Raw genomic sequence first — 18,801 nt, 5'->3', positions numbered from 1 at the left:
TCGGCACAGTTTACGTGACTCCGAGAATCACATTGCAATTGGCGCGCCATAGGTTATCTATTTGATTTTTATAATAGTTAGTATTGTAGGTTGTAAGACAAAACCAACAATGATTACACTACATATTTTAAGATCCCATTAATTACAGGAACACGAATGATGAAAACATGGAATAAAGTCATACTGGCCTCACTCATCGGGTTAGTCCTTGCGGGCTGTGACGATGCTTCTAAAGTGGATGAGCAACTGGATAAAGTGAAAGAGAAGGCACAGGAACTTAAAGATGCCGCCGGTAGCAAAGCCCAGCAGTTCACCGATGCCGCCAAACAACAAGCCGAGGTTTTAAAGGAAGAAGCTTCAACACACATTGACCAGCTGCAATCCGAAGCCGAAGCAATTAAAAAAGACGTCGAGCAGCGTGCCGGCATTCTCACTGATGAGGCCAAAGCGCAGGCCGACGCCCTCAAAGAACAGGCCAAACAACAGAGCGACCAACTCGTTGAACAGGCAACCGCTATCCAGGATCGCGCTATCAGCGGCGCGGAAAACCTCTCCGCCGAAGCGCAAAAACAGACGCAGGTGATTAAAGAGGATATAAATCAGGAAGAGAAAGAGGCGACGCCGCAACAGGCGGCGCCGATAACCGAAGCGGAAGCAACGCCGGCCAAGTCCGGCAAGCATTGATTGATTACGCTTGCCGCATCAATGAGGCTGCCGGCAGGCGGCCTTATTTCCCCCGCCCGTCAGACTGCGGATCAAAGCCCGAACTGCCGCTGTTCCAGCGGATTGTTTTTCCCCAGCCGCTTTGCCAACCAGGGCGGCATATGCTCGGCGATCATGCCCTGTAATGCCTGAAGCTGTTCATCAATGCCGGTGGCGGCAGGCACTTTTATCGGATGGATATTGCGCCGGATCACCTTCGCGGCGGCAGGCCCGCCAATCGATTCGCAAAACAGCAGGTGACAATCCGTCAGCAGTTGTAGGCGCCCTTCGTTGCCGTCTTCTCCCTCCTTCGGCTGGTAACGGCGTAACGCGCTCAGGAACGGCCCTTGACGATCCCAGGCGTAAATGAAAAACAGACGGCACTTCCCGAAATGGCCGTTTACCGTCAATCCGTTGCTGGAAGCAAACGCCACCCGCAACTGCTGACCGTGACAGCGCTCGGACTGTTCCGTCAAATGCGGGGGAAGATTGCCATTCAAACAATCCATAATTTGTTGCCAGCGCGCCACACTCAGGGCGGCATTCTCCAACGGCGCGTGGCGGGAAAGTTCATCCAGCGACAGTGATGACAGACGCTCCAGCGTCAGCGCTTCATCGCAGGTGGTTTCCAGCCATTTAATTAAGGTTGCGGGTGTAATTTCCGGCAGCAATTGGGCCAGAGCAAACAGCCGCCAGAAAAGTAAATCATCCCGAGTCAGGCTCATGAGCGTCTCCGGTATTCATCTCGTGGTCGACAGTTAGCTTTCACATTTTTTCGCACGCAGCGTGACAGGAAACGCCGGTCTTGCCGTTAACGGCGCGATAAACCAGTCCTGCCCGCTTTCCAGTTCAATCCGGCCGCCCCAGTAGTCTGGCCGGTCAAACTCCAGAAACGTGACTTTGGCTTCCAGATCTTTTTTGGCGATGTAACAGTGCATGCCGTCAGCGCGCTGACGGAGAATGATATTGGCCATACGTCCTCCTGTGGATCGGTAAAGCCCCGCGCATCGCAATGCGCGGGGCTTCCTCGTTAGCGAACCAGGTCATAACCGTAGTCGGTCTTACCCAGCGCCATCGTGTCCTGATCGAGTTTTTCCAGTATGGCATTCACCAGCGTGGTCAGCATCGTCATAGCGCCCTCATAGCCCCAGGTGGCGGCCCGGTGTAGATGGTGACGATCGAAGATCGGGAACCCGATGCGGATCAGCGGAACCTCAAACTGCTCGCCTTTGGCTTTGGTATCACGCTGGATAAATTTGCCGTAGGAGTTGCCAATCATGAAATCCGGCTGACGGGTGAACATCAGCGAGCGGAAATGCCACAGATCGCAGTTGATGAATACCTCGCTGTCTTTGCCGTAGGGAGACGATTCCAGCAGTTTGTTCATCGCCTTCTGCCAGCGCTTGTTCCCGTTATGGCAGAGGATCACCGCCGGTTCACAGCCCAACTCCAGCAGGAACCGGGTCAGTCCCATGAGAAAATCGGGATCGCCAAAAATACCAAAGCGTTTGCCGTGCAGCCAGGTATGCGAATCCAGCATCATATCCACCAAACGGCCGCGTTCGAGCGCCAGCTCTTCGGGAATGGGTTTCCCCGTCAGTTGGCTCACGGTCATCAGAAAATCATCCGTGGCGGCCAGCCCCATGGGAACGGCAACGTCTTTGCCGGGTTGCGCCCAGTCTTCTTTCACCACTTTCCTGGTTTTGACCAAATGCCAGGGTTGTAACAGCAGCGTATCAATCGCGTTTGGCGCATCGCGCATTTCATCCTGCGTCGTACCGCCGGAATAGAGACGATAGTGACCGTCGGCAGGCGTATCCAGCACGTCTGACGGATCGGACAGCAGCGAGTAAGGCACCGCCATTTGCGCCATCATGCGTTTCAGTACCCGGTAATTGCCGAGATAGGTTTCAAATCCGGTGACCAGATTGATCTTGCCGTTGCTGCCGGCCTGGTATCCCTCGACGCCCTGAGTAAAATTACGGGCGAAGCCTTCAAACATATTGTCCCAGCCGGTGATATGGCTGCCGATAAAGCTGGGCGTGTGGGCATAAGGCACGGCAATAGCGTCATCCACAAAGCCGTCTTTTTTGGCATTGCTGATAAAGGCCTGCAAATCATCGCCGATAACCTCCGCCATACAGGTGGTGGAAACGGCGATCACCTCCGGTTTATACAGTGCGCTGGCATTCTGCAACCCTTGGTTCAGATTGTTATTGCCGCCGAACACCGCCGCATCTTCCGTCATTGAGTCAGAGACGCAGGCTATCGGCTCTTTGAAATGACGGTTAAAATAGGTGCGAAAATAGGCCACGCATCCCTGAGATCCATGCACATAAGGCAATGTCTTCTCAAACCCCAGTGAACACAGCACTGCGCCCAAAGGCTGACAGGCTTTCGCCGGATCAACCGTCAGCGCTTCACGCTGGAAATTCAGCGCTTCATATTCCGGCGTCGTGGTCCATTCAAACACTTCCTGCACGCGTTCCGGGCTGTGCGACTCTTCCAACTCGCTTTTGCTGGCAAACAGCCCCTGATATTCCGATTGTTCAAACAACGGATAACAGGGTTTTACTTTCTCTGTATTCTGGCTCATCGTATTACTCCTCCCGCGCCACAAATCGGTGAACTGACGGGATAAACGGATGGTCAAGCCTCAGGCGGATTTCAGCCAGGGCGCACTTAGCTGTTTCCAGCAAGGGTTATTCAGCGTCATATCCATATCACGGGCGAAGATGGCGAAACCGTCATAGCCGTGATAAGGCCCGGAGTAGTCCCAGGAGTGTATTTGCCGGAACGGCATCCCCATCTTCTGGAATACGTACTTCTCTTTGATCCCCGAGCCCACCAGATCGGGCTTCAGTCGTTTGACAAACTCTTCCAGCTCATAGGTACTGAGGTCATCAAACAGCAACGTGCCCTGTTTCAGTTCCGGCAAGGTGCGGTCATAGTCGTCGTTATGAGCGAACTCGTAACCGGCGGCGATAATCTCCATGCCGAGATCTTCGTAAGAGCCAATTACGTGACGGGGACGTAACCCGCCGACATACAACAACACCTTTTTTCCTTCCAGCCGCGGGCGGTACTTGGCGATCACCGCGTCGGTCTGGGCCTGATAACGGGCAATAACCGCTTCGGCGTTAGCCTGAATCGTGCTATCGAACTGGGCGGCGATTTTATGCAGCGAGTTAGCGATCTGCGTCGGACCGAAGAAGTTGTACTCCATCCAGGGAATGCTGTACTTCTCTTCCATGTGGCGGGCAATGTAGTTCATGGAGCGATAACAGTGCACCAGGTTGAGTTTGACTTTGGGCGTGTTCTCCATCTCCACCAGCGTCCCGTCCCCCGACCACTGGGCCACCACGCGCAATCCCATCTCTTCCAGCAAAATACGGGAAGACCAGGCGTCGCCGCCGATGTTGTAGTCACCGATAATGGCGACGTCATACGGTGTGGCGGCAAATTCCTGTTCGTCGCGGGCAGGCAATACCCAGTCGCGGATCACATCGTTGGCGATATGGTGCCCCAGCGATTGGGATACGCCGCGAAAGCCTTCACAGCGCACCGGCACGACCGGTTTGCCGATCACCTCTTTCGCTGAACGCGCAACGGCCTCGATATCGTCGCCGATCAGCCCTACCGGACATTCCGACTGCACGCTGATCCCTTTGGTAAGCGGAAACAGCAGCTCAAGCTCATCGATCAGCTTGCGAAGTTTTTTATCACCGCCGAAAACGATGTCTTTCTCCTGAAAATCGGAGGTGAAATTCACCGTCCCAAAGCTGTCGATGCCGCTCATGCCGGTGTAGTAATTACGACGCCCCGCACGAGAATATTGCCCGCAGCCGATAGGTCCATGAGAGATGTGGGCCATATCTTTGATAGGGCCGAAAACCACCCCTTTTGAACCGGCATAGGCGCAGCCGCGCACCGTCATGACTCCCGGCTGGGATTTGCGGTTGGAAACCATGCATTTCCCCACCGACTCCATCCCGGCCTCAACCGTCATGATGTGTTTCGCGCGATCTTTCCGGGCTTTATCCGGGAAGATTTCCAGCACTTCCTGAATCAGCGCCTGATTTTCTTGCGTAATGGACTCTGTCATAGGATGACTCCTCAGGCGGACGCGGCTTCTTCTGCCGCGGTTTTACCGATAATGGCTTCGTTTTCTTCATCCAGAATACCGAATTCCATCAACAGGGCTTCCAGTTCATCCATCGTCACTGGCGTCGGTACGACCATCTTGGTGTTGTTGACGATCTTACTGGCCAGCGTGCGATATTCATCAGCCTGCTTGCAGGTCGGATCGTATTCGATCACCGTCATACGGCGGATTTCGGCGCGTTGAACGATGTTGTCACGCGGAACAAAGTGAATCATCTGCGTGCCCAGTTTGTCGGCCAGCGCAATGATCAGCTCATCCTCGCGATCGGTCTGGCGGGAGTTGCAAATCAGCCCCCCCAATCGAACCTTGCCGGATTTCGCGTATTTCACGATCCCTTTACTGATGTTGTTTGCCGCGTACATCGCCATCATTTCGCCCGAGCACACGATGTAAATTTCCTGCGCCTTGTTTTCACGGATCGGCATGGCAAAACCACCGCAAACCACATCGCCCAGCACGTCGTAAAACACGAAATCCAGATCGTCTTCATACGCGCCTTCTTCTTCCAGAAAATTGATGGCGGTAATGACCCCGCGTCCCGCACACCCCACGCCCGGTTCAGGACCACCGGACTCTGCGCACCGTACACCGCCATAACCGACTTGCAGCACGTCTTCCAGTTCCAAATCCTCGACCGAACCGACTTCAGCGGCCATTTCCATAATGGTGTTCTGTGCTTTGGCGTGCAGAATCAAACGCGTTGAGTCAGCTTTCGGGTCGCAGCCGATAATCATCACTTTTTTACCCAACTCGGCGAGCGCCGCCACCAGGTTCTGCGTGGTGGTGGACTTGCCGATCCCACCTTTGCCGTAAATTGCGCACTGACGGATTGCCATAATGTCTTCCTCTTTACAGTGAATGTCCCCGTTTATCTTGCAGGGTGCATACCAGCATCGAAAATAACCTAATTAATTGATTATTAATTATAAAAATCAAATACTGATTTACGTGCCGCGAGCTTTTAGGAACAATAACGTGACCAATTGTTGCAAAGGAGACAAAGATGACAGGTAAAACCTGGGCGCAATGTCGTGAATGCCAGTCGGTTTTCTTTGCCGTGGCATGGCATTGGCGAACGGGAATATTTGCATATGATGACATTTTAATGACAAGCAGGTTACAGACAAACCGTCAATAAAAAGTTAGAATTTTACATTTACACCAGGACCGTAGCGTTGATGGCGGGTTTGTCATCAAACCCGCCATCAACGCTGCCTGATACACCATAAAATTAGAAAACATGACGATGAAAAGAAAACGAATTCTGATCCCGCTGATTATCCTGATACTGTTTATCCTTTATCTCAACCGCGACTCGCTCAATCCTTTTGCGCCAGACTGCAAAAATCTGCCAGCGGGCACGCCTAAACCGGCTGAATGCAAAAAACCGGTGAAAGACGTCGCACCTGGCTTCGAGATTTAAAGTGGGTCAACACATCATCCTGATGAAAGACTGAAACGCAGGATATTGCATTAATGATAATCCGCTATGAAATATAACCATACGGTATTTATCCTCTGCGCCGCTCTCCACTACCTTTAGTTTATTCGTTACCCGGCATCGTAAAAGGTGCCGGGAATTTAAGGCTAAAAGGTTTGGTGATATGCGAGATACCCCGGTCTGTAATGACGATTCATTTGAGCGGCAGCTCATTGAATGGCGACGAACGTTACATCAATACCCCGAGCTTTCCAACCAAGAGCATCAAACAACCTCCCGCATCACCGGCTGGCTGAAAGATAACAGCATTCGCCTGTTGTCCCTGCCGTTGACGTCCGGCGTCGTCGCTGAACTCGGTAGCGGGTCTGGCCCCCTCGTCGCGCTGCGCGCCGATATTGACGCCCTGCCGATTGATGAACAAACAGATCTCCCTTTCCGCTCGAAAAATCCCGGCGTCATGCACGCCTGCGGGCATGACTTTCATACCGCCGTGATGCTGGGCGCCGCCTGTTTGCTGAAGAAGAGCGAATCCCGGCTCCACGGTAAAGTGCGTATCCTCTTCCAACCCGCCGAAGAAGTTTCGACCGGCGCGAGCCATTTCATTCAGGCGGGCGCGTTGCAAGGCGTTTCGGCGATCTTTGGATTACATAACGCCCCGGACTTGCCTGCGGGCACCTTCGCCACCCGCAGCGGTCCGTTTTATGCCAACGTTGATCGTTTTTCTATCCGCGTGACGGGCAAAGGCGCCCATGCCGCCAAGCCGGAGGAAGGCATTGATAGCATTGTGACGGCCTGCAATATCGTCAATGCGTTACAGACATTACCCAGCCGCAGCTTCAGCTCACTCGAAGCGCTGGTCATCAGCGTTACGCGAATTAGCGGCGGGAACACTTGGAATGTGCTGCCGCAAACCGTGGAACTGGAAGGGACGGTGCGTACCTATAACCCGCAAATTCGTGAGCAGATTCCAGCCCGGATCGAGCAACTTATCCGGGGAGTCACGCTCGCATTGGGCGCCAGCGCGGAACTGCATTGGCAACCGGGTCCACCGTCGGTGGTCAACACGGATTTCTGGGCGGATTTCAGCAAGAAAATTGCTCAGGATGCGGGCTACCAGGTAGACAACGCCGAACTGCAAATGAGCGGTGAAGACTTCGCCCTCTACCTCCAGCAGATTCCGGGGGCATTTGTCAGCATCGGTTCAGGCAGCAAGTTCGGGCTGCACCACCCACAGTTCAACCCGAATGAGTACGCCATTGCACCGGCGGCGCGCTACTTTGCGCAACTTGCCGAAGCAGCACTGCAACAGCAACGCGTACAGAACGACGCCGCACCGCCCATGACGTTAGCTCGGGCTGACGCCCCCTCATTGAAAGTGCGGCAAAATTGACGCAGGCTCACCGGCATCCAGCGATGAAACGGTAAGAGTGAGGCGGACATGAGCATCAAGTAGCATCACAACAACGCACGACTGAAGTAACAATACCGACCAGCCGGTAATTGAATAATTAAACCGACGATATCCTGCATGTCATCCCGATATTATGCCGCACAGGTAAATGGGTAAACCTATGGCATCATGCGTGGCATTTTTGATGCATCATATAGTATATTGAGCATTCCGGGCATGATGAATGCCCTTTCGACGGGGGAATGCGTGAATTATCCAATAGGACCAATCAATCACCGTTATCTGGGCTCCAGCGTCTATTCCATGCTGCGCGACGCGCTGATCGAGGGGCGATTCAAGCCGGACGATCGTCTGCGTATCCGCGAGTTGGCGGCGCAGGTTGGCACCAGTGTGACACCGGTACGGGACGCCATTTTGCAATTATCCAAAGAGCAGGCGCTCGTGTTGAAAACCCCACGTGATATTCGCGTACCGCAACTCACCGAAGATCAGTTCATGGAGATCCGTACTCTGCGTCTTTCGCTTGAAGGAACAGGCGCGGAACTCGCCGCCAGGTTGATTAAGCCGCAGGATTTGGAACGCATTGAGGCGAATACTCAACAAAACCGGCGGGCAATTGAAAAAAATAACCTAAGCGATGCATTGCGATTAAACAGCGAGTTTCACTTACTGCTGGCACAGGCGGCGCAGATGCCTTTACTAAGCCAGTTTATCGGTAGCTTGTGGATGCGGACCGGGCCGTTAATCGCGCAGGCATACGCCCATTTCTCAGTAAAAATGGCGATTGAACATCATTGCGATGTGCTCGACGCGCTACGCCAGCGTGATGCGCAGGCTGCCAGGCGATCCATCCAGGAAGATATTCTTGACGGCAGCGAAGCCATGTTCGCTTTTATTGCGGTTGAGCAGCAAGACTAACGGCGACACGCCACGTCGTCTCATGCGGGTGTGGCGCCGCGATGTCTTGGATGAACCGCACCGCCTGATTCCAGCACGACGCTACCCATTCGGAAAAAACTGACCATTTCTCTAAGTGGCGAGCTCTTTTGACCGGTTCCCTCACCCGGCGGTTTTCTCCCTGCCTACCGGGAACCTGTCTTCCCCTATGATCACTCAAATCACAACAGACGAAAGGCTGTTATCCCACGATTTACTTTATCCAATCGGTCTTTAACTTAAAAGGAATCAAACATGGCTGAAATCAACCTCTCGATTAACTTACAACCTGGAAAGGGTATTTCCCCGACAGAGTCAGATTCCACGCTAGGCAATGGTGATGGTTCCTCATCGCGTTCGCCGACACAGGATAGTCAACTGATGGAAGCCCTTGGGACATTGATCAACGCGCTGTTTCCAAATCTACAGGGAAATGGGCAATCATCATCCGGTAACGATCCATTCTCTCAAAAATCAGGGCCGGGCGATCAGGGCGCCGGGGCAACGGGTCAGGACGGCAACAACACCATTGATGCATTAATGAAATTGCTTGAATCTTTAATGCCGGGCAACGATACCCAAGGTGCCGACAACCAGCCGGGCGTTTCGGGCAGCGGTAAGGGGCAGTCGCAGTCACCGCTGTCAGGGGCGCCGGATGGCGAAGGCACGAAAAACCCTGAGGATCTTGGGCGCTCTGTGTTGCAGGATACATCCAGCAACGCACTGGACAACGGCATCAACCCAACCTCCGACGGCGGCGGCGAAATCAGCAACAATGAGTTGCTCAAAGCATTGCTGGAGCTGGTTGCCAATCTGATGGACTCGCAAAAAGGCGAATTCGGTCAGCCGCAGAATACATCGCCATCCGAAAACCCGGTATCTTCGCCCACATCAGGTAACGGCGGAGCAACGCCCAAATCACCTTCTGCGTCTACGCCAACGACCAGTCTGAGCGAGAACGGTGCGCCTACGGCTCCCTCGAGTCCTTCGACTCCATCAACCGATTCAGCAACCAAGGTTCCCTCTTCTCCTTCTTCTCCCTCATCTCCTTCTTCAAACACGCCTCTGACGGAAACCGCCGGTAAACCCGAGACGGGTAAAACCGAATCAGTCACCGTTCCTTCTGCGGGCGGCGATGCCACCGTCGTGAATGAAACCATCAAGGTAGGGCCTGGCGAAGTCTTTGATGGCGGCGGCAAGACCTTTGTTGCCGGGGACAAATTAGGTGACGGCAGTCAGACCGAGGGACAGAAACCCATGTTTGAGCTGTCTGATGGCGCAACGCTGAAAAACGTGGTGATTGGCGATAAAGCCGCAGACGGCGTTCATGTCCGCGGTGATGCAAAAATTGATAATGTGCATTGGAACAATGTCGGTGAAGACGCGCTGACGGTGAAATCCAACAATGGCAAGCCTGCCAACGTTGAGATAACCAACAGCAGCGCTCAAGGCGCCTCAGACAAAATCTTTCAGTTGAATGCTGACGCCAACCTGACCATCGATAACTTCAAAGCGAAGGATTTTGGTACGTTTGTACGCACCAACGGCGGTCAACAAGGCGACTGGAACCTTAGCCTGAACAATATTGACGCCGAAAACGGCAAGTTCTCGTTTGTGAAAAGCGACAGTGAAAACTTGAACGTGCAAAGCAGCAACATCAGCCTGACAAACGTCAATAATCCCTACAAGGTGCCGGACTCCGCCAACTTACAGGTGAAATAATATGCTGAATATCGTGACTGATAACCATCAAGCGCCCAGCCGTTGGGTCGATCTGGTCAGGCAAGGGGGATATCTGTCGCCAGAGCAGCGACAGGCGTTCGACCGGGCCATTCAACTGGTCAACAACTGTTTGCGCATTGTGTTAACACAGAAGCACTCGCCACATCGAGGCGCTTTTGAGTTTGATATGTTTGTGGATTTGCTGGAGCAAGATTTTTTGAACCATGCCGATCTGCATTCGGAAAACGGTTTGCATAGCGATGTCGCGCAAACGGCATACTGGGTAGCCCGTAAGATGGCCGATCATCTCATTGCCGCTCGTCAGGCGACGGCGTCGTTCGACGGCGTCGTTCAGATAAGGCAGCAGTAACTCACTCGTCGCCTGTCTGACAGGCGGCTTTCTTTACCCGTTCTCTGCTGATCCCCCTCCGCTCCAGCCTTAGCGCCTACCATTCCCCGCAGAATTTTCGCTGCATCCCAAACTTCATTGTTGCGAGCATGATGGATGCTGTCTTTAGTCGGGCGCGGTCGACGGTGAGGCATCAGTATGTCTCTCTTCTCACGCACGAACTTGCACTGAATTCACCTGTATCGTCATGGGTAAATAAAAGGCCAAGAGGCAGCGCCGGTGTGAAAACGTGCCGTTAAGCGTTGAATCGTACGCCGGCCATTGCAAAGGTAGGCGACATTGACCTGGATTTCTTTCACCAGACGGCGCTCGGAACGGATACCGAAGAGGTAACCCAGCAGCAGCATTTTAATCAGGCGCACAGGGTCAATGGCGGGATGGCCATTACCGGGGCAATAGAGATGGGAGATGGGCGACGGTGTCGCGGATGAACTCAACGTCGATGGCGGCATCAATTTTGCGCACCAGATGGTCTTCGGGAACCAGTTCATCAAGGGTGATGGGTTCAAATTGATATGGATGCGGGGAAGGTTCTCTGAGCATGGCGGTCAGTCCGTTTTTTGCACTGACCTTATTAGCATAAAGTCCTGGCCCGGAGGCCAGGACTTTGTCATCAGTCTGAGAACAGGGCATAAGCCCTGTTCTTCTCGCTACCGCTTAATGAAAATTGGCTTTTACGCCGCCAGTTTTTCCATTCCCATGTTGATGATGCGGTCACCGATCATCGCGGCATCGATTCCCAGAGACGAACCGCCATTACCACGTGCTTGCAGGTTGGTATTGCCGGTATCACCCGCCACGGCGCTCTTGACCATGCCTACCGCTTTCAGGAATTGATCCATGCTCTCTTTGGTCATACCATCGTCATCCGGCTGGCTGAGCGCTTTCGCCCATGACTTATCATCCTGCTTCGCCTCTGACCAGCCATCTTTCTGGTAATCAGGTTTCCCAAACACTTCCGGGTACTGATCCATAAACTGACCAATCTCTTTCGCCATCGCCCGATCCTCTTTATCGACGAAGTAGCGAGTTGGGCTATCATTGTGGGTGCTGACATTGTTCAGCTCCTGCAAGCCGGCTTTCTGCCCAACACCCAGCCCTACTGCCGAGCCAAGCTGGTTATATGCATTCGTGCCGTTCAGCCCATCATTACCAAACTGTGGCTGCGTCTGGCCGGCGGATACCTGACTATAGCCATTGTTGTTGATCGCATTCAGCGTATCTCTGACGCCCTGGGAATAGGCGGAAATTTCCGGGGAAGTCGGCTGGCTGTCACCAAACAAGTTTCCAGAATCGTTCTGGTTGCGCTCTGTCAACTCATTCAGGATAGAGCGCAACATGTCGTTCAGCAATTCTGTTGACTCCGGGTTATTCGAGGCTGCATTATTCGAATTAGTGGGGTTATTGTTATTCGCTTGAGCGTCTTTTGACCCAAGCCCCTTGGCGTTGTTTTCACCAACGACAAGCAACAATGTTGTCAACAATGAGGTCAGTTGATCTACTGTGAGATTATCCAGCGCTCCTGAACCGTTTTGTGATGAGGTGTTTTGTAAGGCGTTGTCTTTTGAGACATTGTTATTCGCCTGATACAAGCCATCGTTTCCACCTGTTGTATTGATGCTAATTTGCAATGAGGTCATAATATTTCCTTAAATAATTGGGGTTGTGTGTTGTGAACAGCGCCATCCTGTTTGCCGGTTAGGACGGGCGCATGAGTTGGCGCTCCCCATTTAAGTGATTTTATGTTTTGTTCAGTTCCCTTATTCCTGGCTGAAAAACATTGATTACTAATCTTTTTTCCGCTATCGGAACTGCCTTCATTATGAGGAAGGCAGCCCCGACAATTTGAGCATATCGGTGATAGCCTGCGGATACGATTGTTCAGATGCGGGTAGGGTGCGGCGTAATATCAACTGCTGTTGCAGATCCATACTTAGATAACACTCGCCCAGTGTTTCCGCCTCCTGAAAACGCTGTTGCAAAACCTGACGTATCTGACCGGGGTAACATCTGCCGCGCGCCAACATCAGGCACAGCAATATTTTTACCCCTTGAGACGAGCCGGCGAGTCGATAGAAATCGATCGTGACACCGTCACGTACAATCCAACGACCAGCAGGCGTATGCGCCAACGCCTCAATAAAATCCTCCTGGCAGGTGAAAACGTCCGCATGCTCAATCATCGACGTTTACCTTGCTGAAATCCGCGTTGCCAAGTCGCAAATCGGGTTGCCACCAGATGACGAGTTGGCGACCTTCAGGCTGCGGGCGACACTTCACCGATGTACAATTGGCGACGGAGCGGGATGAAGAGCAGGCGTTCAATAACAGCACCGCCGCCACGGGTAACAGATATTTTGCCCACATAGGGTGTCTCCTGAGTTATTGCCCCAGAACCAGAGAAGGCCGTACCGGTTCCGTGGCGAAAGTTGGCTCTAGCGCCAGAAAGATTTCGCTGGACTCGCCCGGCCCCAGCGTGGTTTTCGGCCATACCGCGACTGCCAGCGTCTGGTTGCTGGCACAGGCGGCCTCATCCACGCGCTGGGGGATCGAACCGCTATTGCGCACCACGCCCACGCTCAGCTTTACCAGGCCATTGCTGTACCACTGATAGCGCTCGCTGTCGTAGATCAGCCCTCGCTGAGAACGGCAGACTTCACTCAGCCGCGCGCCCCGGTCTTCCTGTTGAAATCCAACGGGAAACTGTCGGCTGGCCAGATCGCGCATTGCGTTTTCGACCAGACTGTAGAGATCGGTGTTCCCATTTCGCTTCGCGACGCGGTTCATGGCGCCGTTCAACTGGCTTCGGTTCTCCTCGGATACATAGCGGACAGGATCGGTTTGATCGCCGACCAGATGCGGCGTCAGAATAAATAGCCGTTCACGCCGGGAGACTTCGTACCGGGTTGAGGTGAACATTTTCCCCAGAAGCGGGATATCTCCCAGAATAGGAATGCGGTGGTCGCGATCGCCACTCTCTTCCACATGAAAGCCCCCCAAAACCAGTGCCCGGTTTTCACCAATCAGCGCCTGCGTGCTGACCGTGCCGCGCTTGACGCCAGAGGCCTTTCCTTCATTGTCGGTTTCAACCGTGCCGTCTTCAATATCAATCACCAGTTGGATGCTGCGCTGCGTGCCTTGCTGCACGACGCGCGGGGTCACTTGCAGGCTGGTGCCGGCGGTCACTGGCTGGATCTGAGCCACCCGCTCGCCGACAGCGGTAATGAACGCCGTACGGTTGAAATCCACAATGGCGGGCTGATTCTCCATCGTCAGCACCGAGGGGTTGGCGACAATCGATGCAGTTCCTTCCCCTTCCAGCGCCTGAACATCCGCGAAAAAGCGTTTGAAATCATTGATAAACAGGGTACTGCGCCCCATTTTCATGGAGCTGCCTGTACTGACGTTTCCTAGTTGCCCCTCCCAATTCGCCGCAAGACGGGATAATGCCGACCGATCGACGTCCAGAATGATGGCGTCAATGTTCACCAGATTTTGCGGCACATCAATATTCTCAACCAGTTGCTGATATTCAGATCGCCGCTTTTCGTCATCACGGACCAGCAGGGCATTATTGCGCACATCGGCCGAAATTCTCCCGCTCAGTTGCTGCCCCCGCCCTTCACCACCACGGCGGCCAGAATCACTGCCCATCGCCATTTTGTTTAATATGGATCGAGTGCTTTCGCGCATCGCATCCATTCCCGCATCCGGTAGCGCCGATGTCGCCCCGGCTGCGCCAACGGGTACGCTGCCCTTGCTGTCCATCAATTCGCTGAGTATGGTCGCCACACCGGGGATCACGATGCGTTGATCGCGATATTGCAATGTACGGTCAGATACCGATGCATAGCGCAACGGGAATACCATCACCTTACGACGTTCATCTTTTTTCTCGCGCTGCTGGCTGAAATTGCGAATTAGATCAATATAGGCCTGCGGCCCGGTGACCAGCACAACGCCCTCTTCCGGCAATTCGCCCCAGCCGAAACGCGGGTCCAGCAAACCAATACCGTTAAGCGCCTGTTTTAAATCCGGCACAGCCTCTTGGGAGATCTCTAAACGTACCGACCCTTGTTCATCTTGCGGACTGACATACAGCGTGTTGTTATACACAAACCATTGAAAACGGTGTTCCAGCGCCAGACGATTAAGGAAAGCCGTTGGCGTATCGGCGCGAATTTTAGCCGTAACCTCAGTGTCGTTGATGTTGCCCAATGTCAGATACACACCGTGGCTGTTGGCGAAATCCGTCAGAACCGTGGATAAGGGCGTCTGCTCGGCGGAATAGGCATAGGCGCCTTTGTTCCATTCCGGCGGCGTGGAGGCATGAACCATCGGAACCATGCCGATCAGCACCAACGACCAGCAGAACCAACGGTATAGCACCAGTAATAATCCATTTAACGCCTTACGCATGATGTTCTCCTTGCCAGAAAGCCAGCGTATTTAGATTAAGGGATGCCGATGTGGTGCTTCTGGTGGGTGGCGATAACAGGCCAACCCATACATCCCTCTGATTCAAAAGCGTTTCTAGAGTTCTACACAACTGAAAGACATCATCAGGGTCGTGCCGCATCCATAGCCACAGTTGTCCATCCTCTGGAGACATCGACAGCATGGCGGTTTCTTCATGAAATTGGTCACGGGCGACCTCGGCCAGTTGCAGAGCCCGCTCCAGTACGCGATCGTCGGGCGGCGCGGGCAGCGGGATCATGGCACGACAGGCAACTCCGCAAGCATGCCGCATCATCACGACCGCGCCTTCGTCAATTTCCAGTTGCAACAGTGCAGTGCCGTTATTCAGCCAATTCTCCAGTACGGCGATTAAATCAGTTGAAGTCATTGATGATGGCCTTCGCCAAACCGTGGTTAACGGTCAGCAGTTGCCCCGCTGCCCAACTGGCGCTGGAGTAATCCATGCTGGCTTCAAAAAAAGCATACGTGTCTGCCACACTGACGCCGTCCGCAACGTTCAGCGCAACGTCATTCAGCCTCTGCTGCGCGTCGTTCAGATAGGCATCCAAACGACGCTGGGTAGAATTAATGGACATCTTGAACTCTCCTGTGTTTGACCTGATGTTGAGTGGTTCCCCCCTCTGCGGCGGTTCCATCATTTATGGCCTGGCGATACACTGACGTCGCGCAGCACGGGAACGTCCGGCGGCAAGAGTTGTGCAACGGCCCGCTGCCAGTTGAGCGACATCACGCCGTGGGCGGTAATCAGCTTCATCGCGTCTTCTTCCAGCGCCTCATCGCTGGCCAGACGCCATTCCAGATGCGGATGCGCGTTGATCCAACGTTCGACTTCCTCCAACTGGCCGGGATGACAATACAGCGTCCCTTTGGCGTCATGCTGCTGCTGTTTCAAAAGCTGCTTTAATAACGCGGTCTGCCGTTCCTGAGCCGGCACCTCGGCCAGTAAGCGGCTCAGCGCATCACGGAGTAATTGTGCCGCCTGCGTCACCAGAACCTGTTCAAGATTGTCTCGCTCACAAGCGATGTCTTGCAGCAAAGCGTCCGCCTGCTGCCAAAAATTCGCTTCCGCCTGTTCCAGCGTGTGCCGGGTTTCATCCTGCGCCTGCTCGCGCGCCTGCTGTAATATCCTCTCCGCCTGCGCATTGGCCTCGTCCCACAGCGTTCGTCCACGCTGATGCTCCGCGACTCGCGCCGCCGGGATTATCACCGTTTCACCGCTCGTCGCTCCAGGCAGGGCCGCAAAGGTTTTTTTAGTTAACATCATTCCTCCTTATGACATCGATTCGTCCTGTGTGACGGCGGCGGCTTTCCAGACCAGCGCGTCACAGAGCGTCGTTAACCGTCCGGCCGGCAACGTATATTGCGGTTCACCGCAACGCGTCACCCAATGTTGAGGAAACAGGAGCCGTAAACGCGGCCAGCATGTTTCACCGTAGCGAGCCCGCAGTACGCACAAGGCCTCGGCGTGTTGATCGACGAACGCGGCCTGTTCCGATAACCACAGACCCGGTCGCATCGCTTTCGCCAGACGCCGACACCATGTGGCCTGTTCTTCAGTCACCAATGACGACGCCAGCGGCTGGCACACCGCTGCCATCAGGTTCAGAATTTGTTCGCGCTGAAACACGCTGAGCGCACCAATCTGCATCAGGGAATGAGCAGGAAGCGCCGGCGGAAGTTGCATTGGCAGATTGAAATAACGGCTCAGCAGTGGAACGTTGGCATGCACGAATATCCGCTTTTTTTGCGGATCGTCGGGAAATAGGGTTCCCTCAAGCCAACTGGGGTCGGACTGCAATATGCAGCCGCTCACCCACCACGTCAGCCAGTCGAAGCGCGTAATTTCCGTATTCATGCTGACCCCGCTTCACTGTTTTTATGATTCGATTTTTATTGACGATCGTTATTCATGGCCCGCGCGATTTATCCGTGCTGTGGTTGGTTCATCCGCTTACGCCGCCATTGCAGGTAATACGGCTTGGCGACCCACCATCCCAACAGGCCCGACAGCACCGCGCCTAACAGTACGATACTCCATTGCCAGCGCCGCATTTCATCAGGGGTAAAGGTAAATGGTCCCACGTTCACCACCGGCACCGTGTCCTGAAAAGGTTCCGCCGGGACGAAAACAATCGCCAGATCCTTATCACTTTTCCCCGCCAGACCTGGAATACTGCTGGCCACCATACGGCGGATGCGCGGCTCCATGCTGTCTGGCTCCAACTCCGGACGATATTTGATAAACACTGCGGCAGACGCCGGCTGTACCGGTTCACCGGGAGCAATCCGTTCCGGCAGCACCACATGAACGCGGGCGACCAGTACCCCGTCAATCTGCGTCAGTGTGGCCTCCACCTCCTGCGACAAGGCGTATATATAACGGGCGCGTTCTTCCAACGGCGTTGAGATCACGCCGCTCTTCTGGAAAACCTCGCCCAGGTTGGTCCGCGAACGGCGCGGCAGACCAGCGGCGTTGAGAATATTAACCGCCCTTTCCATGTCTTGCGCCTCGATCGCCAGCGTCACCCCGGTTTTATCCGCCCGCTTCTCCGCGGCAATCTGATAACGGCCGAGCGTGGCGATCATTTCATTGGCATCGTTTTCCGACAAACCGCGATTCAGCTCAATCTGTCGTTCGCAGCCAGTGAGCAGCAGCGCTAAAAGCAGGAATATCGCTCGCTTATTCGTATTCACAGTAATATCGCTCGCTTGTTGGTATTCATAGGCCGTTACTGTAAGTTGGTGAGTTTTTCCAAACTCTGTACGCTTTTCGCCACCACTTTGGCGCTGAGCAGACTTTCGAGATAGAAAGAAGATAATGTCCTGGTCGCATCCAGAATTATATTCGGATCACCTGAACTCACTGTCTGACTTACTTGACGCTCAGCCGTTTTGAACACCGACCCCAACCCTTGAGATTTTTCCGCCAACGCGCCCAGCCACTGGCTGTTACCGTCGACAGGCGTTACTGGTTTGGTTTCAAGCTCTGCGCTGAACCAGGACACATCCTGACTGTTGGCAGAAACCAGTTCGTCGCCAATCTCACCACCTGATGAGGCCACACCATTCACTTGGGTAATTTTCATGGGAGTGAATTCCGTAGAGGATCGAACGAGAATAATACCGGGGAGTGGTTCCCCCCCGGTTGTATGCTGATCATCAGAACTGAATAGACTTGGCCGTTTTAATTCCAGCGTTCAGAGATTTTGAAGCGGTGTCCATCTGGCCATCCCGAACGGCATTTTCGGTATCCAGTGTGATTTTCTGCGCCTGGGCTGCTGCGGAGCGAGCAGTTGAAGCAGCCATCGCCGTGTCCAGCGTTGTGGTAGCGGCCGCGGATGCTGCTTGAGAAAGTCCTAATGCCATAATATATCTCCAAATAATTAAGTTGATGAGGTTGAACTTTCATACTGTATCGACAGTCATCTTGTTCATTCATTAAGTGGGAAAGGCCCTTAGCGAGTTCCACACCTGCTGAGATTTTTACTGAAAAATCCCGGTGTTTTTCACCGTGGGCAATGAATGCCCACCCATTG

Annotated in this window: 22 protein-coding genes and 1 pseudogene; 6 read left to right on the top strand and 17 right to left on the bottom strand. The window is 53.8% G+C overall.

Annotated features, from left to right (window positions below; genetic code table 11):
• Positions 1 to 156: 156 nt before the first annotated feature.
• Positions 157 to 684 (top strand): E3 ubiquitin--protein ligase, encoded by a 528-nt coding sequence (locus tag EH207_RS08495; protein ID WP_175413660.1) that lies wholly within the window; start codon positions 157 to 159, stop codon positions 682 to 684.
• A 71-nt stretch (positions 685 to 755) separates the two neighbouring features.
• On the opposite strand, the gene EH207_RS08490 is transcribed toward EH207_RS08495, so the two are convergent.
• Genes EH207_RS08490 through nifH form a run of 5 tightly spaced genes read right to left on the bottom strand, consistent with a single transcriptional unit; the run spans position 756 to position 5,703 of the window.
• Entirely contained in the window at positions 756 to 1,421 is a 666-nt protein-coding gene (locus EH207_RS08490; RefSeq protein WP_175413725.1) for a NifB/NifX family molybdenum-iron cluster-binding protein, read from the bottom strand.
• A gap of 39 nt (positions 1,422 to 1,460) precedes the next feature.
• Positions 1,461 to 1,676, bottom strand: a complete 216-nt coding sequence (gene nifT / locus EH207_RS08485; protein ID WP_137713597.1) for a putative nitrogen fixation protein NifT — start codon at positions 1,674 to 1,676, stop codon at positions 1,461 to 1,463.
• 56 nt (positions 1,677 to 1,732) lie between these two features.
• Complete coding sequence (gene nifK, locus EH207_RS08480; protein ID WP_137713596.1) at positions 1,733 to 3,298, bottom strand: nitrogenase molybdenum-iron protein subunit beta; 1,566 nt, start codon at positions 3,296 to 3,298, stop codon at positions 1,733 to 1,735.
• A gap of 60 nt (positions 3,299 to 3,358) precedes the next feature.
• On the bottom strand, positions 3,359 to 4,807 hold the full coding sequence (gene nifD, locus EH207_RS08475) for a nitrogenase molybdenum-iron protein alpha chain (RefSeq protein ID WP_137713595.1): 1,449 nt from the start codon (positions 4,805 to 4,807) through the stop codon (positions 3,359 to 3,361).
• Between the two features lie 11 nt (positions 4,808 to 4,818).
• Positions 4,819 to 5,703 (bottom strand): nitrogenase iron protein, encoded by an 885-nt coding sequence (nifH, locus tag EH207_RS08470; RefSeq protein WP_137713594.1) that lies wholly within the window; start codon positions 5,701 to 5,703, stop codon positions 4,819 to 4,821.
• Positions 5,704 to 6,113: 410 nt separating this feature from the next.
• On the opposite strand from nifH, the gene EH207_RS18125 reads away from it, so the two are divergent.
• From EH207_RS18125 to EH207_RS08450, 5 genes are all read left to right on the top strand, one after another.
• Entirely contained in the window at positions 6,114 to 6,290 is a 177-nt protein-coding gene (locus EH207_RS18125) for a hypothetical protein (RefSeq protein WP_175413659.1), read from the top strand.
• Positions 6,291 to 6,471: 181 nt separating this feature from the next.
• Positions 6,472 to 7,698 (top strand): M20 peptidase aminoacylase family protein, encoded by a 1,227-nt coding sequence (locus EH207_RS08465; RefSeq protein WP_137713593.1) that lies wholly within the window; start codon positions 6,472 to 6,474, stop codon positions 7,696 to 7,698.
• A gap of 267 nt (positions 7,699 to 7,965) precedes the next feature.
• The gene (locus tag EH207_RS08460) at positions 7,966 to 8,637 is read left to right on the top strand and encodes a GntR family transcriptional regulator (RefSeq protein ID WP_137713592.1); all 672 of its coding nucleotides are present in this window, start codon (positions 7,966 to 7,968) and stop codon (positions 8,635 to 8,637) included.
• 273 nt (positions 8,638 to 8,910) lie between these two features.
• Positions 8,911 to 10,377 (top strand): pectate lyase, encoded by a 1,467-nt coding sequence (locus EH207_RS08455; protein ID WP_137713591.1) that lies wholly within the window; start codon positions 8,911 to 8,913, stop codon positions 10,375 to 10,377.
• A 1-nt stretch (position 10,378) separates the two neighbouring features.
• Complete coding sequence (locus EH207_RS08450) at positions 10,379 to 10,747, top strand: DNA-binding protein (protein WP_137713590.1); 369 nt, start codon at positions 10,379 to 10,381, stop codon at positions 10,745 to 10,747.
• A gap of 308 nt (positions 10,748 to 11,055) precedes the next feature.
• Here EH207_RS08450 and EH207_RS08445 read toward each other — a convergent pair.
• The 12 genes and pseudogenes from EH207_RS08445 to EH207_RS08390 form a co-directional block, all read right to left on the bottom strand.
• A pseudogene (locus EH207_RS08445) lies at positions 11,056 to 11,329 on the bottom strand (transposase); the annotation flags it as partial.
• Positions 11,330 to 11,460: 131 nt separating this feature from the next.
• On the bottom strand, positions 11,461 to 12,426 hold the full coding sequence (locus tag EH207_RS08440; protein WP_137713589.1) for a type III secretion protein HrpN: 966 nt from the start codon (positions 12,424 to 12,426) through the stop codon (positions 11,461 to 11,463).
• Between the two features lie 180 nt (positions 12,427 to 12,606).
• Complete coding sequence (locus EH207_RS08435) at positions 12,607 to 12,969, bottom strand: type III secretion protein (RefSeq protein WP_137713588.1); 363 nt, start codon at positions 12,967 to 12,969, stop codon at positions 12,607 to 12,609.
• Positions 12,962 to 13,153 (bottom strand): HrpT family type III secretion system protein, encoded by a 192-nt coding sequence (hrpT, locus tag EH207_RS08430; RefSeq protein ID WP_137713587.1) that lies wholly within the window; start codon positions 13,151 to 13,153, stop codon positions 12,962 to 12,964. The genes EH207_RS08435 and hrpT overlap by 8 nt, the downstream gene beginning before the upstream one ends.
• A 15-nt stretch (positions 13,154 to 13,168) precedes the next feature.
• Positions 13,169 to 15,205 carry a type III secretion system outer membrane ring subunit SctC gene (gene sctC, locus EH207_RS08425; RefSeq protein ID WP_137713586.1) on the bottom strand — a complete coding sequence of 679 codons (2,037 nt, stop codon included), beginning with the start codon at positions 15,203 to 15,205 and terminating at the stop codon, positions 13,169 to 13,171.
• Complete coding sequence (locus tag EH207_RS08420) at positions 15,198 to 15,632, bottom strand: type III secretion system chaperone (protein ID WP_137713585.1); 435 nt, start codon at positions 15,630 to 15,632, stop codon at positions 15,198 to 15,200. The genes sctC and EH207_RS08420 overlap by 8 nt, the downstream gene beginning before the upstream one ends.
• Positions 15,619 to 15,840, bottom strand: coding sequence for a serine kinase (locus EH207_RS08415; RefSeq protein WP_137713584.1), 222 nt, complete (start codon positions 15,838 to 15,840; stop codon positions 15,619 to 15,621). The genes EH207_RS08420 and EH207_RS08415 overlap by 14 nt, the downstream gene beginning before the upstream one ends.
• A gap of 59 nt (positions 15,841 to 15,899) precedes the next feature.
• Entirely contained in the window at positions 15,900 to 16,526 is a 627-nt protein-coding gene (gene sctL / locus EH207_RS08410) for a type III secretion system stator protein SctL (protein WP_137713583.1), read from the bottom strand.
• Between the two features lie 9 nt (positions 16,527 to 16,535).
• Positions 16,536 to 17,120, bottom strand: coding sequence for a type III secretion protein (locus tag EH207_RS08405; protein WP_137713582.1), 585 nt, complete (start codon positions 17,118 to 17,120; stop codon positions 16,536 to 16,538).
• A 68-nt stretch (positions 17,121 to 17,188) separates the two neighbouring features.
• The gene (gene sctJ, locus EH207_RS08400; protein WP_377805046.1) at positions 17,189 to 17,965 is read right to left on the bottom strand and encodes a type III secretion system inner membrane ring lipoprotein SctJ; all 777 of its coding nucleotides are present in this window, start codon (positions 17,963 to 17,965) and stop codon (positions 17,189 to 17,191) included.
• A gap of 29 nt (positions 17,966 to 17,994) precedes the next feature.
• Entirely contained in the window at positions 17,995 to 18,351 is a 357-nt protein-coding gene (locus tag EH207_RS08395; protein ID WP_137713580.1) for an EscI/YscI/HrpB family type III secretion system inner rod protein, read from the bottom strand.
• 73 nt (positions 18,352 to 18,424) lie between these two features.
• The gene (locus tag EH207_RS08390; RefSeq protein ID WP_137713579.1) at positions 18,425 to 18,631 is read right to left on the bottom strand and encodes a type III secretion system major pilin HrpA; all 207 of its coding nucleotides are present in this window, start codon (positions 18,629 to 18,631) and stop codon (positions 18,425 to 18,427) included.
• Positions 18,632 to 18,801: the final 170 nt, after the last annotated feature.

The organism is Brenneria rubrifaciens, assembly GCF_005484945.1.
GTDB lineage: Bacteria > Pseudomonadota > Gammaproteobacteria > Enterobacterales > Enterobacteriaceae > Brenneria > Brenneria rubrifaciens.
The sequence above is the reverse complement of the archived record's forward strand: the minus strand, read 5'-3'. Positions and strand labels throughout refer to the sequence as shown.